The sequence below is a fragment of the Phycisphaeraceae bacterium genome, assembly GCA_019636675.1.
Classification (GTDB): domain Bacteria; phylum Planctomycetota; class Phycisphaerae; order Phycisphaerales; family UBA1924; genus JAHBXC01.
Genome location: JAHBXC010000001.1, coordinates 316,417 through 333,313 on the forward strand (window position 1 = coordinate 316,417; position 16,897 = coordinate 333,313).

Below are 16,897 nucleotides of genomic sequence, written 5' to 3' on the forward strand. Positions count from 1 at the left end.
CGCCGATGTTCCGTGGAGCGGAGAGACGCCTGTGACGGCTCAGAAAGGCGTGCCGGTGGGCGCCGCGGCGGGTCGCTCGGGCTGGGCCGCGCCGGCGCCCTGCGTACGCGTCTGGGCGCGTGTGTCGGGGTCGGGCTCGAGCCACAGGAGTTCCTCGGCGGCGTCTTCAAGCGTGAAGGCGCCTTTGAGAAGCTCGGCGCGGAGCATGGAGATCGTCGGGGGCCAGAGCAGCATGTCGCTGGCGGCGTGGCCGACCTCGCGCGCCCAGTTTCGCGTGTTGTCGACCGACGCCGAGTAGAGTATGAAGGTCGTGTCGTCGAGGTCGAACGCGATGGACTTCGGCATGCCCCCCTGCTGCTCGGACTCCGCCGAGGGGCGGACGACCTCGGGCTGCTCGGCGAGGAGCGCCTCGAGCGCGGGCTCGACGCCAGAGGGCGAGAGCCCGGCGGCGCGGATGTACCCGTTGCGGTCGACGAGGATGTAGTAGGGGAACCAGCCGACGTCGTACGCGCGCTTCACGCGGTCGCCGACCTCGCGCCCGGTGGGGTATTGGATGTTGTGCTGGCGCACGACCTCGGCCATCTTCTCGGAGCCGTTGGACTCGCAGATGCCGACGAACGCGACGCCTCGATCGGCGAACTTGCTCGCGATCTCGTTGTTCTTGGGGATCGCGGCGATGCAGGGCCCGCACCAGGTTCCCCAGACATCGAGGACGACGATCTTGCCGCGCAGGTCGCGCATGGTCTGGGCGCCGTTGATCCAGCCGGTCGCGCTGATCTCGGGGGCGCGACGACCGATGAGCCGCTGGATGCGCGCCATGCGCACCTCGCTCTGGGGCCCGCCTGCGAGCGTCCAGCCGACATTGAAGCCCTCGACGGGGCCGACGGAGGCGGCGGCGGCGTCGAAACCCCCCGGCAGCTGAAGGGTAACGGTGTGGGGTTTGGGGAGCTCACGCGCGCCGCGCGGCTGGTCGCGGATCGGCACGAAGTAGTGGAAGTCCTCGCCCTTCTCGTTGTACGGGTCGGCGCCGATCGCGCGGATGTATCGGGGGCGCACGGCGGCCAGCGACGCGGGGAAGCTGCGGTTGTCGGCCTTGAAGCCCATCACGGCGAGCGCGAGGCGAGTTCCCTCGGCTTCGGCGCGATAGCGCTGACGGAGCGAGAACAGCTCCTGCACGCCGTCGGCGATCGCGGCGACCATCGCGAACTTCTTGCGGTCCATGCGGTCGAAGTCCGTGGACTGCTTGCGGACCTTGTCGAACTCGGGGAGACGCCAGCGGTAGTCCCAGTCGCCGAACACGCCGCGGAGCTGGTCTCCGGTCTCGAAGGTGTTGGCGTGCGCGTCGCCGGCGGCCTGCCAGCGCGCGGACTCGCTGAACTGGCGGAGCGGGCGGTCGCCTGCGCCGATGCGCGCCATGAGGGCGCCGAACTCGGGGGAGGCGCCCTGTCGCTCGATGAACACCTTTGAGATGATCTGCTCGCCCGCGATGCGATCGGCGCGAGGGAGCTGAAGACGCGTGATGGCGAGCGTGTCCTCGCTCAGGTCCGTCACCAGATCGGCCAGCTGCTGGCCGGTGAACTGGTCGGCGTGCTCGTGCACGAGGTCGCGCAGGCGCTCGAGCGTGGCGATGGAGTGACGCAGCGCCCAGCGCTTCTCGGTGAAGAACTCGCGGTCGGCGATCTGGCGCGTCAGGCCCTTCCAGGCGATGAGCAGGTCGGCGCCCTCGAGCGCTTTCTTCTCGTGGGCGAGGCGCGTGGCCTCGACATGCACGAGCGTCGCGGCGTCGGTGAGGCGGTCGAGATAGTCGAACCGGGCGTCGGCGAGGATCGGGGGCTCTCCGAGCCGGACCACGACGCCGGCGCTGCGCGCCTCGGGGGAGACATTCTGCTCGCCGTAGGGCATCAGGAACGCGAAGCCCCTGCCGGGCTCGCCGACCTTGACGATCTGCTCGAGCAGCGCCTGCTGGGAGGGCTGCGTCGCCCACTCGATGGCCTTGCCCCACGCGTCGTCGCCCGGGCTGACGAGCATGGCGCGCAGCGGCGTATCGACGCCTGCCGGGGGCGCCTGCAGCGCGGCCAGCGCCGGGACCAGGAGCGCGTCGGAGCGTCGGGACTGGGGGACCGCCCGATCGGGGCCGGCGTGCAGGTCGTTGAGGCGCTGGACGAAACGGTCCTGGGCCTGCGCCGGGGCGGCGAGGAACGTCGTCGCGCTGGCGAACAGGAGGAGGGCCGTCGAGAGTGCCGCCGGGGTTCTGGATCGCATCGGTCGGTGATCTCCGTGAGGGATGGTCGCCCAGCGGGGTGGAGCGGGCGGCGTGAGGTCAGACTGTAGCAGACGCGCTTGGAGGGGAGCCCTGCTGGCTACACTCCCGCCCCGCCGCGAGAGCCGCCGACGGGTTCGCCAAGGGGCCTCCCCGTCCGAGGGGATCGCCCCGGTATGTACGCTCAAGAGGTGTCAGATGATCGTTGGTGTCCCCGCCGAGGTGAAGAAGGACGAGTCGCGCATCGGGATGCAGCCGGTGGGCGCGGAGCTGCTGCGTCGCGACGGGCACACGGTGCTGGTCCAGAAGGGCGCCGGCCTTGGCGCGGGCTTCACCGACGAGGACTATGCGAAGGCCGGGGCGACGATCGTCGACACCGCCGCCGACGTCTGGGGCAAGGCGGACCTGATCGTGAAGGTGAAGGAGCCGCAGGCCCCCGAGATCGCGATGATGCGCGCCGGGCAGCAGGTGTTCACCTACTACCACTTCGCCGCCGACCGCGAGATGACGCTGGGGTGCATCAAGGCCGGGATCACGGCAATCGTGTACGAGACGCTCGAGCAGCCCGGGCCGGGCGGGCGTCCCACCCTGCCTCTGCTGACCCCGATGAGCGAGGTCGCCGGCAAGATGTCGGTGCAGGAGGGGGCGAAGTACCTCGAGCGTCCTCAGGGCGGGCGCGGCATCCTGCTCGGGGGCGTGCCGGGCGTCGAGCCGGCGAAGGTTGTGGTGCTGGGCGGCGGCATCGTGGGCACCTGCGCCGCGCGCATGGCCGCCGGCCTGGGCGCGAATGTCTGGCTGCTGGATGTGAACCTCGACCGCCTGCGCTATCTGGACGAGGTGCTCCCCAAGAACATCACGACGGTGTTCAGCGAGCCCCACGCGATCCGTCGTCTGGTGCGCAACGCGGACCTGGTGATCGGCGCGGTTCTGATCCCGGCGGCCAAGGCCCCCCACCTCATCCGCAAGACCGACCTGAAGGACATGCCCGAGGGCTCGGTGATCGTCGACGTGGCGATCGATCAGGGCGGGTGCTTCGAGACCAGCCGCCCGACGACGCACTCGGACCCGATCTACACGATCGACGGCGTGATCCACTACTGCGTCGCGAACATGCCCGGCGCGGTCCCCCGCACCAGCACGCTGGCGCTGACCAACGCGACGCTGCCCTGGGTGCTCAAGATCGCCAACCAGGGCGCGCACACCATCGCGAAGCGCGACTTCGGCTTCGCGCAGGCCATCGGCGTCGACAAGGGCAAGTTGCTCAGCAAGCCGGTCGCTGAGGCGCACGAGCTGGAGTACACGGCGCCGTCGTTCTAAGGGAGAAGGCACGAGGCACGGGGCACGAGGCACACGGGCGGACGCGCTCCGTTATCCGTGTGTGTCAGCGGCCTGCGCCTAAACTGCGCTATGCTCGAGACGAAGCCCAACGCGAAAACCGCCTCGCGCGAGAGGGTGTATCTCGACAACGCGGCCACCTCGTTCCCCAAGGCGCCCGGCGTCATGGACGCGATGGCGCGGTACGCGAGCGAACTCGGGGCGTCGCCGGGGCGCGGCGCGTACGCCGAGGCGCGCGAGAGCGGCGAGTTGCTGTGGGAGTGCCGCGAGCGCATCCACCGGCTGATCCGGGGAGGGCGCGACGCGACGCGCGAGGACGGGCCCGAGCGCGTGGTCTTCACGCTCAACTGCTCCGATGCGCTCAATCTGGCGATACGGGGCGTGGTGAGCCACGCCGTGCGCGCGACGCGTGCGCCAGCGCATGTCGTCACGACGGCGATGGACCACAACTCCGTGCTGCGCCCCCTCCACGAACTGGCCGAGCGGGGCGATGTGGAGCGCACGATCGTTCCGGCGGACCCGGAGACGGGGATCGTCGACGCGGACGCGGTGCTGCGCGCGGTGCGCGGCGACACGGCGCTGGTCGCAGTTGTGCACGCGAGCAATGTGAGCGGGTCGGTGCAGCCGGTGGAGCGGATCGGGCCGCGATTGCGCGAACGGGGGATCCCGTTCCTGGTCGACGCGGCGCAGACCGTCGGGCACATCCCCATCGATGTCGAGGAGATGGGCGTCTCGCTGCTCGCGTTCCCGGGGCACAAGGGGCTGCTGGGCCCGCTGGGGACAGCGGCGCTGTACCTCGCGCCCGGCATGGAGCGTCTGGTCGACACGGTGCGCGAGGGCGGCACGGGGTCGCGCAGCGAGTCGGACACGCAGCCGATGGAACTCCCCGACCGCTACGAGCCGGGGAGCCACAACGCGATCGGGCTGATCGGGCTGAGCGAGGGCGTGCGCTGGCTTCTGGAGCGCGGCATGGATCGCGTCGCGGCGCACGAGCGCGAACTGACGCGCGAGTTTCTCGAAGGGTTCGAGCGGGCGCGCGAGGCGAGCGGCGGCATGCTGCGCCTGCTTGGGCCGCGTACTGCGGAAGGACGCGTGGGCGTGTTCAGCGTCGTCCTCGAAGGCGTCGAGCCGGCGGCGCTGGCGAAGCGGCTGGAGGACGAGTTCGGTTTGCTGACACGCGCTGGTCTGCACTGTGCGCCGCGCGCGCACGAGACCTTCGGCACGAGGACGCACCCGCGCGGCGAGTCGTTCGCAGGGGCGACGCGTCTGAGTGTCGGGGCGTTTACGACGGTTGAGGATGTGCGGCGTGCGACGGAGGCGTTGCGGGTGTGTGCGGCGGGGCTGGTCGGGGTCGCTTCGGGTTCGTGAACGCTGGGCCCGGGTCACCGCTGCGCGGATGCCCCGGGGCACCGGTTACGCAAGCCCGTACTCGCTCCAGCGCCGGTCGACGCGCTCTTTGATCTCGTCGGACATACGCAGGATGGGCGGGAACGCGCGTGCGGGGTAGCCGTTGGCGTTGTCTTCGTTCGCGATCTTGGTCGTCGCGTCGAAGCCGAGCGTCGTGCGCGAAGGTGACAGAATTCGGTCGCGACCGGCGTCGCTGTTGGCGCACCAGTGGAAGAGCGCCTCGTCGAAGTCGTGGGGGATCGCTGAGGCGTCGATGATGACGATGAACGGCGGCAGATCCAGACCGGTCGCGAAGACCGCGTCGAGCGTCTCTCTCCCCTGCTTCGCGCGCCGTTTGTCGAGCGCGACGAACAGCCAGTGGCGACCGAGGTCCTCGGGCAACGCGGCGTCGTTCACGCCGTCGAGCGACTTCACCCGAGCGAGCAGTTCCTGCGCGGCGCCGGGCGTCAGCGACGCGCGGGGTTTGTCCGCGATCGCGCGGTCGCTGCCGACCTGCTCGCCCTCGCGTTTGCGCGTGCAGTCGAAGCCGATCTTCGTCCCTGCGCCGAAGTAGGGCGACGCGTGGTCGAGGATGTCGAGCGGGCCGTTGACGAATTCGATGTCGCGAGCCGGGTCGCACCACTGCCCCGCGGCGCGCAGCACCGCCTGCGTGTCGTGGACATCGACGGAATCCTCGACGACGAAGATGTGCTTGGTCCACGCCATCTGCCCGGCGCCCCAGACCGAGTGCATCACACGGCGCCCGTGCAGCGGGTATTCCTTGTGGATCTGGATCGCGGCGCAGTTGTGGAACGCGCCGAACTGGGGCAGGTCGTAGTCGAGGATGTCGGGGATCAGCGTCTTGAGCAGCGGTAGGAAGATGCGCTCGGTCGCCTTGCCCAAGTAGTAATCCTCCTGCGGCGGGAGCCCGACGACGGTCGTTGGATAGATGGCGCCGCGGCGCATCGTGATCGCGGTGACCTCGAGGATCGGGTAGCGATCGGGCAGCGAGTAGAAGCCGGTGTGGTCGCCGAAGGGCCCCTCGACGATCGCGCCTGCGCCGAGTTGCTCGGGCGTGCGCGCGTCGTCGGCGTTCAGCCCGGGGAAGCCGGCGTCGGTGCGCACGAAGCCCTCGATGACGATCTCCGCGTTGGCGGGGACGCGCAGCGGAACGGTCCTGCACGGCGCGAGGGGGATGCCCTTGCCGTGGAGGAAGCCGGCGAGCAGGATCTCGGAGAGCCCGGGCGGCAGCGGCGCCGTCGCGGCGTAGGGAAGGACGCTCTCGCCCCCCAGCGCGATCGCGACGGGCATGGGCTTGCCCTTTTTCTTCCAGGATCGCCAGTGGCGTGCGCCGTCGTGGTGCATGTGCCAGTGCATCGCGAGGCGGTTGCGCCCGAGCAGTTGCACGCGGTACATCCCGATGTTGCGCGACGAGGGTTTGGGGTGGCCCTCCTCGTCGGCGTGGATCGTGTGGATGCCGGCGAAGGTGATGTACCTGCCGCGGGAGCCGGGATCGTTCAGCAGGTCGCAGCCCGGCGCGTTCGCGTTGGCGCTCGGGGACCAGCCGACGGACGCGAGGTCGCCGTCGAGGGGCCAGCACTTGAGGATGGGCAGTTGCGTGAGGTCGACCTGATCGCCCGTGAGGACGATCTCGTGGTGGGCGGCGGTGCGGGCGCGCTTCGGCGGGATTCGGAGCAACGGCGCGAACTCTCGCGCCTTCGCGATCGCCTCGCGCAGCGACGAGGGCGGCTGGGGCTTGACGAGTGACGCGATGCGGTCGGCGTAGCCCTGCAATCCCCCGGGCACTCGCGGCGCCGGGAGGCCGGGCGCAGGGTCGTGGCACCCGAGGGCGATCTCCATCCTGCGATAGGATCCGTACGCGTTGATGAGCAGCGGCGTCGCGGATCCCTCGACTCTGGTGAACAGCAGCGCCGGGCCGCCGCGATGGAAGAATCGCGGATCGGTGCGTTTGGTGGAAGCTGTCGGCGCGTTGGGCGCGTGCGACTTGCTGACCCGGTCGGCGATCTCGGTGATCTCGAGCGCCGGTGAGACGGGCGCGTCGATCCGGACGAGCTCTCCGGCCCGTTCGAGCGTCGCGACAAAGGCCTGTACGCTGTGGAACATCGGAGGAAAGGTATGCCGAGCGAGCAACGGACGGGACAGGACGGGAGCGGGCAACCGTCACCGGGGGCGCCGCTGAAGAAGGCCGAGCACTACGCCGAGACGCGAGACTGGCCCGGATATTTCGAGGTAGTGCTCGGGAAGCCGCCGCGCGAGACGCTGCTCGACGCGCTCGCGCGCTTCGACGCCGAGGGATTCTCGGAGGGGTTCGCGGTCGATTTCGGGTGCGGCGAGGGGCGCGACAGCGCGGAGCTGCTCCGGCGCGGGTGGCGTGTGCTGGCGATAGACGGGCACGCGAGCGCGTTCGAGTACCTCAAGAAGCGGACCGATTTCCCGAGGATCGCGCGCGAGCCGGGCTGGTTTCAGACGAGCGTGGCGCGCTTCGAGGACGCCCCGATCCCGCCCTGCGACCTGCTCAACAGCAGTTTCTCGCTGCCGTTCGTCGATCCGGCTCGGTTCGACGATGTCTGGGCCCGGATCGTCGCGGCCGTCAGGACCCGGGGCCGGTTCGCCGGGCAGCTCTTCGGGGACAGGGACACGTGGGCGTCGCTGCCCGACCGGTCGCACCAGTCCAGAGCGCGCGTCGAGGAACTCCTCGCGCCCTTTGAGGTGGAACACTTCCAGGAAGAGGAGCGGGACGGGGGAGATTGCACTAGTGCGCCCAAGCACTGGCACGTCTTCCATATTGTCGCGCGGAAGCGGGGATGACCGATTCCCAATCCGGAACCACGGAAGGAAGGGCTGCGTGAGCGAGCTGGCGATCGATCTCAAGAGCATCAGCAAGACCTACCGGGGCAAGGTCCACGCCCTGCGCGACGCCTCGCTGAGCGTGCGCCGGGGCGAGATCTTCGGGCTGCTGGGCCCCAACGGCGCAGGGAAGAGCACGCTGGTGAAGGCGCTGCTCACGATCGTCAGGCCGACGCGGGTGCGCGGCACGATGCTGGGCGCCAGCATCGGAGACCGCCCGACGCTGGGCAGGATCGGGTACCTGCCCGAGAACCCTAACTTTCCCGGGTACCTGCGAGGAGAGGATGTGCTGCACGTCTTCGGCGCGATGGCGAAAGTGCCGCGCCGGGAACGGATGAAGCGGGCTGATGAGCTTCTCGACCTCGTCGGCATGCGCGAGTGGCGCACCAAGACGATGCAGACCTACTCGAAGGGTATGAAACAGCGCGTCGGCCTGGCGCAGACGCTGATGAATGACCCGGATCTGGTCTTCCTCGACGAGCCGACCGACGGCGTGGACCCGGTCGGCAGGCGCGAGATCCGCGAGTTGCTCGTCGAACTCAAACGGCGCGGCAAGACGGTCGTCCTCAACAGCCACCTGCTGGGCGAGGCCGAGATGGTCTGCGATCGCGTCTCGATCCTCGTCAAGGGCGAGGTGAAGGCGCACGGCGCGCTCGACGAGCTCGCGCTGGGCAGACGACGGTACGAGATCGAGCTGGCCGCGAACGAGGCGGAGCGGGCGGCGGAGGCGCTGATGCGCGCGATGCCCGGCGTGCTGACCGACGACCCCGGGCCGGTCAGGCGCGGGACGCTGGCCGGGGGCGTGGTCGTCGAGGTTGAGCAGATGATGATCCGCGTGGAGGGCGACGACCCGATGAGCGTGCAGCCGGTGATCGACGCGCTGCGCGCCCGGGCGGTGGTGATCCGCTCGCTGCGCCCGGTGCGGCCCTCGCTGGAGGACCTGTTTATTCAGGCGGTGACCGATCCGGAGACCGGCGAGTCGTCAGGCGTCGGCGCCGCGACTGGCAAGCGCACGAAGGGGGACCGCTGATGCTGACCCAGACCCTGGCGCTGCTGCTGGACGCGTACCGCGAGCTGAACGCGAAGAAGCTCTTCTGGATCACGATGCTGCTGTCGGGCGTGGTCGTCCTGGCGTTCGCGGCGGTGGGCATCAACGAGCAGGGCCTGACCATCTTCCACTGGGAGCTCCCCTTCGCGATCAGCACCGCCACCGTCTCGAAGGAGATGTTCTACAAGCAGTTCCTGTTCATGGGGCTGGGCGTCAAGTTCTGGCTGGCGTGGGGCGCGACGATCCTGGCGCTGGTCAGCACCGCCGGGATCATCCCGGACTTCGTCACGAGCGGTTCGATGCCGGTGATGCTCGCGAAGCCCATCTCTCGCGTGCGCCTGTTCCTGACCAAGTACGCGATGGCGCTGCTGTTCGTCGCGCTGCAGGTGGGCGTGTTCTCGGCGGCGAGCTTCGTGGTCCTTGGGCTGCGCGCGCAGCTCTGGGAGCCGGCTGTGTTTCTGGCGATCCCGATGGTCATCGTGTTCTTCAGTTATCTCTACTGCGTGTGCGCGCTGATCGGGCTGCTGACGCGATCCACGATCGCTGCGTTGATTCTGACCGGGCTGTTCTGGTTCTCGCTGTTCGCGGTGAATGTGACCGAGGGCGCGCTGCTGAGCTTCCGCACCCTGCAGGAGCAGCGCATCGCGGCGTTCGACCGTTCGATCGAGCAGGAACGCGCGAGAGTCGACGCGATGTCGGGCTCTCAGGCGCCGGCAGAGGGCGGCATCCTCAACACGCTTCGTCAGAACATCCTCATCCCCGAGGAGCGACAGGTCCGCGCCGAGCAGCGGCTGCAGAAGCTCGAGGAGCGCCGCGCCCTCGCGGCCAAGGATCTCGCGGGCGTCACGAGATGGCACAACGGGTCGCTGGCGGTGAAGACCGCTCTGCCCAAGACGCAGGAGACCATCCAGCTCACCGAACGAGTGCTCATCGATCTGGCGTCGCTCACCGAAGCCGTTCCCGAGCAGGCCGGGGGGTTCGAGGCCATGCCCTCGGTGCAGGGCGACGCGGAGCTGGGCGTGCGGGTGGACGACCGGGAGGTGCAACGCGAACTGCTGCGCAAGCAGAGGTCGCGGTCCGCCTGGTGGATCGTGGGGACGTCCCTCGTGTTCGAAGGGCTGGTCCTTGCGATCGCGTGTCTGGTGTTCTGGCGACGGGATTACTGAGGCGCTCTCAGCGCGTGCGACGGCGCGACGCGCCGGAGACCGCGCCCATGCCGAACGCCGCGAGACCCGCGGCGGTGGGCAGCGGGATCGGGCGGATGTCGCCTGCGAAGAGCAGGTTGTCGGTGTCGGCGAGGAAGGTCAGCGTGCGGTCCGGGCCGAAGGCAACGCCGCTGGTGAAGAAGTCGATATCGAGCAGTCGGAACAGGTCGCCGACGGGCGCGTCGCCGGTGAGGGCGACGGCGTTGCGGTAGGTCGCGATGATGTCGAGCCCTTCGCCCGTGCCGCCCGTCACGGTGAAGTCGCGTCCGAACGCCGAGCCATCGGTCCCGAAGAACCCGAAGTAGCTGGTGTCGAAGACTGTGTCGCCCGGGCCTGCGTCGATGAGGAGCCGGTCGATGCTGGCGGCGGTGGAAGAGAGCGTCCACGCTGACGAGAAACTGTCGCCGGACTGCGCGAGCGACCACCCTGCGCCGAACGCGCCGCCGGCGCCTGCGCCGGTCGCGCCCCAGGTGACGACCTCGGACCCGCCGCCGGTGAAGAACGCGGTGACGCGCATGCCGGCCATCTGCTCGCCGGTGGTGGCGAAGGCGGTGATGCCGCTGGTGGTGTTGATCACGCCGTTCTGGAAGTTCACGCTGACGGAGCGCGGATTCAGGAGCGATCGCGGGCCCGTGACGACGGGATCCGTGGTGACGCTCGCGCGCACGGAGTCGGCGCTCGCTGTCGCAGAGAGTGTGAGAATGGCTGCTGCAGAGAGGACGGCGCGGTTCATGGGGGCTGCTTTCTGATTCGTGCGACCGATCCAAGGGTCCTGGCCGCCACGCAATAGTTCTAACCCACAAACAAGGTGGGAACAAGAAGGGATTGACATAGAGCGTCAATCATTTTCATGCAGGGATCGGAGAAGTCGATTCGTCGCGGCGCCGTGACGGAAGCAGTGGTCCCAGAATCGACGAACACAGGCCCCAACGCGCCCCGCGGCGTGATAAAAATGACAGACCCCCCGTCTTTCTCGGGGGATCTGCGAGTGCGCGTCCGGAATGACCTGGGTCGCTCAGCGGAGCCGGCGGCGCGAGGCCGACGAGATCAGGCAGAGCCCGAGCGCACCGAGGCCGGCGGTCGTGGGCAGCGGGATCGGGCGGATGTCGCCCGCGAACAGGATGTTGTCAGTGTCGGCCTGGAAGGTCAGAGTCCGGTTGGCGAAGGCGATGCCGCGGCCGAAGAAGTCGATGTCGAGCAGACGGAAGAGATCACCGACAGGGGCGGCGTTGGTGAGCGCGACGGCGTTGATGTAGGTCGCGGTGATGTCGAGACCCGTGCCGCCGCCGGTGACCGTGAAGTCGAGTCCGCGCGCTGAGCCGTCGGTGCCGAACAGCCCGCCGAAGGTGGTGTCGAAGACGGTATCGCCCGGGCCAGCGTCGATCAGGATACGGTCGATACTCGCGTTGGTGCTCACGAGCGTCCAGTTGTTGGTGAAGGTGTCGCCGCTCTGGACGAGGGACCAGCCGGTGCCGAACGCCCCGCCCGACACGGCGCCGGTCGTGCCCCAGGTGACCATCTCGCTGCCGCCACCCGAGAAGAAGGCGGTGAGCGTCATCCCGGACATCTGTGCGCCGGTGGTGCTGAACCCCGTCAGCGCGGAGGTGACGTTGGTGGTGCCGTTGTTGAAATTGACCTGCACCGAGGTCGCGGAGGCGATCGTCGCGGTCGCGAGCGTCGCGCCGCTCACAAGCAGAAAACGATTCATGGTCTCAGTCTCCTTCCAGAATTCCCTTCCCTAACCGTCGCGCGGCACATCGCCGGCGAACTCCCCCACTTGTAGCGGGAAATCTGTGCAAACTACAGCCCATATCGAGTGGGACCCCTGAAAACTAGGGGGCATACTGGATACCGGTGTCTGAGTTTGGAGTGTCAGTCGTAACCAGGGGTTACTTGGGGATCGACGCGAGCTCGGCGGCACGAGCAGACGCCGCGAGGACCGCGGCGCTGATCGTCGACATGGCCCCCGCCGCGTCGAGCGTCGAGATCGCCGCGGCGGTCGTGCCCCCCTTGCTCGTGACGCCTGCCCGGAGCTCCTGCGCCGACCTCTCTCTGTCGGCATCGAGCAGACCGGCAGCCCCGGCGATGACAGCGCGCACGACCCGGTCGGCGAGGCCCGGTTCGAAACCCATCGCTTCACCGGCGCGCGTCATGCCCTCGGCGAGATAGAACAGGTACGCCGGCCCGCTCCCGGCGAGGGCGGTGAAGGCGTCCATCTGCGATTCGTCGAGGTCGATCGTCTCACCGACTGCCCCGAAGAGGCGGCGCGTGAACGCCGCATCGGCGTCGGTCGCGCCCTCCCCCGGCGCCACGGCGCTGATCCCCTTCCCGATCCGGGCCGGTGTGTTGGGCATGACGCGAGCAACCCTTCGCGCCCCGAGCGCCGCGGTGATGGTCGCGACCGTCGAGCCGGCGAGGATCGAGACCACGGCGCGATCGGAGGCGCGTCCCCCGAGGTCTTCCGCGACGCTCGCGAGCATCTGGGGCTTCACCGCGAGCATGACCCGCGCGTCGCTCGGGGCAGCGAGGAGCGCCTCGGCGGCGCTGGCGAATGCGGCACAGCCGAGACGCTGCGCGTGCGCGCGTGCCGCGGGCTCCGGATCGCTCGCAAAAACCCCCGCCGTGTCGAGGACGCCGGCACGCAGCGCGCCCTCGACGATCGCAGACGCCATCGCGCCGAAGCCGATGACGACCAGAGACTCGCGCTGCTCGTTGGTGCTCATGAAGCGAGGATATGGGACCGACGCCCAACGCGGGGCGCCGGCCGGGTCTGGGGTGTATCCTTCGGGTATTCGCCGCTGAGCCCCATTCCCGGGGCCTTCCGGCGAACGGAGGTGTCTCCCGAGATGGCGATCGCCCATGTCTTGGAATGCGAGAAGCCGCTCCACGAGCTGGAGCGCAAGGTCGAAGCGCTTGCCGCTCTGGCCGAGAACGATCAGGATCGTGCGGCCCTCGACGCGGCGCGGGTCGAGTATCGCGAGGCGCTGCGCGACCTGTACGAGAACCTGCAGCCATGGGACGTGGTGCGCGTGGCGCGACACCCCAGGCGCCCTCAGGGCCGCGATTACATCAACCTCATATGCAAGGATTTCTGCGAGCTGCACGGGGACCGGCGCTACGGCGACGACCCGGCGATCATCACCGGCCTGGCGCGCATCGGTGCGCACAAGGTGATGGTCGTGGCCCACAACAAGGGCAAGGAAACCAGCGAGAAGATCGCGTGTCACTTCGGCTGTGCGCACCCCGAGGGGTACCGCAAGGCGCTGCTCAAGATGCGCCTGGCGGAGAAGTTCGGCATCCCGATCGTGACGCTCGTCGATACTCCCGGCGCCTACCCGGGCCTTGGCGCGGAGCAGCGTGGTCAGGCGGAAGCAATCGCGTTCAATCTGCGCGAGATGGCGCGACTCAAGACGCCGATCGTCAGCGTCGTCATCGGCGAGGGCGGATCGGGCGGCGCGCTGGGCATCGCCGTCGCCGATCGCGTCGCGATGATGCAATTCGCGTGGTACTCCGTGATCTCTCCCGAGGGCTGTGCCGCGATTCTTTGGAAAGAAGCGAACCCAACGACAAACTCAGCGGCGGCCAAGTCGCTTCGCCTCACCGCGAAGGACAACCTCGAGCTGGGCGTAGTCGATTCGATCATCGCGGAGCCCATCGGCGGCGCCCACCGCGACGCGGAGGCGGCGGCGGCCAACATGCAGGCCTGGATCGTCGAACAGCTCACCACGCTCAAGCGCGTGAAGCGAGAGCAGCTCCCGGCGCGCCGGCTCGCGCGATTCCGGCAGTTGGGACGGGTGCTGGAAATCGATGAAGCCCCCGAAGCCCCCGAAGCCCCCGAGGCCCCCGCGAAGCCCGAAGATCCGAGGGGCTGAACCCGGGTCACGGGCGTCAGGCACGCACCAAAGGGCGGCCTCTGGGCGTGACGCCGTGGGCCTGCAGCACCGAAGCCGAGTGCCTGTAAGCAGTTGAATCCCGTCGCCCCGACGCCGCCGGATCGCGGGAGTTCCGTCGCCCGGTTCGTTGACGGTTCGGCTTCATCTCACTACACTCCCCGCCCTTTGCGGAGGCGGCTCGTCGCTCGGCGGCCACGACTTTCTGGCCGCGGGCAATGCCCGTCAGTGGGAGCGTGCCCGTTGGCCAAGAAGAAGCCCTCGACTAAGAAGAAGCCCGTCGCGAAGCCCGTCAAGAAGGACGCGGCGAAACCGAGCGCGAAGCCCGCCGCGAAGCCGTCTGCCAAGAAGGTCGCGAAGGCGCCCGCGGCGAAGCCCACCGGCAAGAAGGCCCCGTCGCCCGCCAAGAAGCCCGCGCCGGCGAAGGCCCCCAAGACCCCCAAGGCCGCCAAGCCCAAGCCCGCGCCAGCCGCGAAGGCGCCGAAGACGGCCGCTGGCAAGCCCGCCGCGCCCGCGAAGGCGCCGGTCTCCAAGAAGCCCGCGAAAGCCGCTGCTCCGACGAAGCCCTCTGCCGCGCCGAAGCCCGCCAAGGCGCCGGCGTCTGCCAAGCCGGCGCCCGTCGCGAAGACACCGGTCGCGCCGAAGGGCTCCAAGACCAAGACCACGCCGCCGGCGAGCAAGCCGACCAAGAGCGCGGGTCGCGGCAAGCCCTCCGTGCCTGCGAAGAGCGACGCGGAAACCTTCGCCGAGGCGCAGGCCGCAGCCGCCCGGCTCGCCGCGATCGCGGGCATCCGCCCGATCGAGTCGCGTCCGTTCGAGGACCCCAACGCCGCCGACGACAGCAAGCGACTCACGAAGTCGCCGCTGTCCAAGAAGGAACTGACGCAGTACAAGGACCTGCTGCTTCGCAAGCGCGCCGAGATCATGGGCGATGTCGTGTCGATGGAGGACGAGGCCCTGATGGCCGGCGACCGCATGTCGCACACGCCCAACCACATGGCGGAGCAGGGTTCGGATGTCTACGGGCAAACGCTCTCGCTCGACATCGCTGCCTCGCAGCGCAAGCTCGTCGTCGAGATCGAGCAAGCCCTCGAGCGCATCGAGAACGGGACCTACGGCGTGTGCGTGATGATGGGCACCCCCATCGGCAAAGCACGTCTCGACGCCAAGCCCTGGGCCAAGTACTGCATCGAAGCGGCGCGCCGAATGGAGCGCGGCGGCTCGCTGGCGTGAACACGGAAGCCTCTCCCGAGCACCCGACACCGACCTCGCGCTCCATGCGTGCATGGCTCGTGCTCGCGATCACGGTGCTCGTTGCGCTCACGCTCGATCTCGCCAGCAAGCACTACGCGTTCCGGCTCGTCGCCGACGACCCGGTCGTGATCACGCGCGATCGCGTTCTCGAATTGCCCAGCGCGCACATCAACGCGCTCATCCCGGCCCACGAGCCGGTCACGGTGATCCCCCACCTCCTCGAGCTGAAGCTCGTCCTGAACCCGGGCGCGGTGTTCGGGCTGGGCGCCGGGGGTCGCTGGTTCTTCGTCGCGTTCACGGTGGCGGCGATCGGGTTCTCGCTCTGGATCTTCGCGCGTTGGACCAGACCCAGCGAGTGGTTCGCGCACGTCGGGATCGGGCTCATCGTCGCCGGGGGGCTCGGAAACTTCTACGACCGCATGGTGTACGCCTGCGTGCGAGACTTCCTGCACCCGCTGTACTCCCTGACCTTCCCGGGGGGAAGGCCGGTGTGGCCCTATGTCAGCAACGTGGCCGACGCGTTCCTGCTCGTCGGCATCGCGATGCTGATGCTGTTCCTGTGGCGCGGCGGCGGCGCGCAGCCGGATGGACGCGCGACGACGACAGGCGACGCGCAGGCCTGATCAGGAACGCCCGGCGAGGTCGCCGCTGGCGCGGCTCTCGCGGATCTGCGCCACGCGCTCGCGGATCGCGTCGAGCATCTCGCGGACCTCGACCGCCATGCGCGAATTGGGGAACTCCTGGATGATGCGTTCACCGACCTCGAGGGCGGCGATCCACGACTTGTCCTGCACCGCGAGCTTGAAACGGACGCCGAGATTGTCGCGCGCCTTCCCGATGACGCCCCGGGCGACCTCTCGGAACGGTTCGGCTTCTTCCTCGGTGAGGTACTGGTCGAGCTCCTTGAGCAGGGCCATTGCGTTGTCGATCTCCTCGCGCTGTGCGCAGAGGAGGAAACGGCGCTCGAGGTCCTGCTTGTAGCGGAGACGGGCGTCCTCAACGCGATCGCGCAGGCGCTCAACGCGGTGGGACTCGGGGTACAGACGGGTGATGCGCGCCGACTCGGCGAAGGCCTCGGCCCATCGCTTGTCGCGGATGAGCTGCTCGAGCCCCTCGATCGCGTGGAGCACCTCGCGGTCGAGCGTCTGCGCTCGCACGCGCTCGATGCGCGTGCGGAACTCCTCGGCGTCTGCGCGATAGCCGAAGCGGTCGGCCAGCTCGCGCACGAGGATGAGCGCCGCGTCCCAGTCCTTGTCCTGAATGTCCTGCTCGATCGCCTGGCGGAGCAGGCGGCGCTCCTCCTTGCGATGGATGATGCGTTTGGCGGTCTCGGAGAGGCCGCCCTCCTGGGTGAGGCGCTCGACGGCCTTGGCGATCTTTTCGAAGCTCTCGCGCGGGCTGGGGGCGTCGGCGTTGCTCGAGGCGCGCAGGGCCATGGGCAGCGTCGCGAAGGTGAAGATGAGACCGACGAACGCTCCCTCGCGCATCGCCGGCTCGATCAGCATGACGATCAGGCACGCCGCCGCCAGAAGCGTGTAGAGGGCGAACACCGCCGGCTGGGGGAGGACGACGCCGTTCCTGGCGCGTGCTTCGGTGGCGTTTTTCCGTTCCGGGTCCTGTCGGTCTGCCATCGTTCGCCCTCCATGGACGC

General features: G+C 69.0%; 14 protein-coding genes. 8 read left to right on the plus strand and 6 right to left on the minus strand.

Translation table 11 applies throughout. The features are described 5' to 3' along the window. Window positions 1–39: 39 nt before the first annotated feature. Window positions 40–2,262: a TlpA family protein disulfide reductase gene (locus KF684_01335; protein MBX3351549.1), complete on the minus strand. Its 2,223-nt coding sequence runs from the start codon at window positions 2,260–2,262 to the stop codon at window positions 40–42. A gap of 196 nt (window positions 2,263–2,458) precedes the next feature. On the opposite strand from KF684_01335, the gene ald reads away from it, so the two are divergent. Further along, on the plus strand, window positions 2,459–3,577 hold the full coding sequence (gene ald / locus KF684_01340) for an alanine dehydrogenase (protein ID MBX3351550.1): 1,119 nt from the start codon (window positions 2,459–2,461) through the stop codon (window positions 3,575–3,577). Between the two features lie 90 nt (window positions 3,578–3,667). Continuing rightward, on the plus strand, window positions 3,668–4,963 hold the full coding sequence (locus KF684_01345; protein MBX3351551.1) for an aminotransferase class V-fold PLP-dependent enzyme: 1,296 nt from the start codon (window positions 3,668–3,670) through the stop codon (window positions 4,961–4,963). 45 nt (window positions 4,964–5,008) lie between these two features. Here KF684_01345 and KF684_01350 read toward each other — a convergent pair whose 3' ends face one another. Beyond that, the gene (locus KF684_01350; GenBank protein MBX3351552.1) at window positions 5,009–7,105 is read right to left on the minus strand and encodes a UbiD family decarboxylase; all 2,097 of its coding nucleotides are present in this window, start codon (window positions 7,103–7,105) and stop codon (window positions 5,009–5,011) included. 12 nt (window positions 7,106–7,117) lie between these two features. Between KF684_01350 and KF684_01355 the strand changes: the two genes are divergently transcribed. The 3 genes from KF684_01355 to KF684_01365 are packed head-to-tail and all read left to right on the plus strand — an operon-like array spanning window position 7,118 to window position 10,063. Continuing rightward, entirely contained in the window at window positions 7,118–7,810 is a 693-nt protein-coding gene (locus KF684_01355) for a class I SAM-dependent methyltransferase (protein MBX3351553.1), read from the plus strand. 37 nt (window positions 7,811–7,847) lie between these two features. Next, window positions 7,848–8,879: an ABC transporter ATP-binding protein gene (locus KF684_01360; GenBank protein ID MBX3351554.1), complete on the plus strand. Its 1,032-nt coding sequence runs from the start codon at window positions 7,848–7,850 to the stop codon at window positions 8,877–8,879. Further along, window positions 8,879–10,063 carry an ABC transporter permease gene (locus KF684_01365; protein ID MBX3351555.1) on the plus strand — a complete coding sequence of 395 codons (1,185 nt, stop codon included), beginning with the start codon at window positions 8,879–8,881 and terminating at the stop codon, window positions 10,061–10,063. Before KF684_01360 ends, KF684_01365 begins: the two co-directional genes overlap by 1 nt. Window positions 10,064–10,070: 7 nt before the next feature. Here the strand turns inward: KF684_01365 and KF684_01370 are convergent, their stop codons facing one another. The 3 genes from KF684_01370 to proC all read right to left on the minus strand — a co-directional run bounded on the left by KF684_01370 (window position 10,071) and on the right by proC (window position 12,825). Continuing rightward, on the minus strand, window positions 10,071–10,835 hold the full coding sequence (locus tag KF684_01370) for a hypothetical protein (GenBank protein ID MBX3351556.1): 765 nt from the start codon (window positions 10,833–10,835) through the stop codon (window positions 10,071–10,073). 282 nt (window positions 10,836–11,117) lie between these two features. Then, the gene (locus tag KF684_01375; GenBank protein MBX3351557.1) at window positions 11,118–11,810 is read right to left on the minus strand and encodes a hypothetical protein; all 693 of its coding nucleotides are present in this window, start codon (window positions 11,808–11,810) and stop codon (window positions 11,118–11,120) included. Between the two features lie 181 nt (window positions 11,811–11,991). Further along, window positions 11,992–12,825: a pyrroline-5-carboxylate reductase gene (gene proC, locus KF684_01380; protein ID MBX3351558.1), complete on the minus strand. Its 834-nt coding sequence runs from the start codon at window positions 12,823–12,825 to the stop codon at window positions 11,992–11,994. A 123-nt stretch (window positions 12,826–12,948) separates the two neighbouring features. On the opposite strand from proC, the gene KF684_01385 reads away from it, so the two are divergent. From KF684_01385 to KF684_01395, 3 genes are all read left to right on the plus strand, one after another. Next, window positions 12,949–13,974: an acetyl-CoA carboxylase carboxyltransferase subunit alpha gene (locus KF684_01385; protein ID MBX3351559.1), complete on the plus strand. Its 1,026-nt coding sequence runs from the start codon at window positions 12,949–12,951 to the stop codon at window positions 13,972–13,974. A 261-nt stretch (window positions 13,975–14,235) separates the two neighbouring features. Beyond that, window positions 14,236–15,225 (plus strand): TraR/DksA family transcriptional regulator, encoded by a 990-nt coding sequence (locus tag KF684_01390; protein MBX3351560.1) that lies wholly within the window; start codon window positions 14,236–14,238, stop codon window positions 15,223–15,225. Continuing rightward, complete coding sequence (locus KF684_01395) at window positions 15,222–15,869, plus strand: signal peptidase II (GenBank protein ID MBX3351561.1); 648 nt, start codon at window positions 15,222–15,224, stop codon at window positions 15,867–15,869. Before KF684_01390 ends, KF684_01395 begins: the two co-directional genes overlap by 4 nt. Here KF684_01395 and KF684_01400 read toward each other — a convergent pair whose 3' ends face one another. Continuing rightward, window positions 15,870–16,877: a hypothetical protein gene (locus tag KF684_01400; protein MBX3351562.1), complete on the minus strand. Its 1,008-nt coding sequence runs from the start codon at window positions 16,875–16,877 to the stop codon at window positions 15,870–15,872. Window positions 16,878–16,897: the final 20 nt, after the last annotated feature.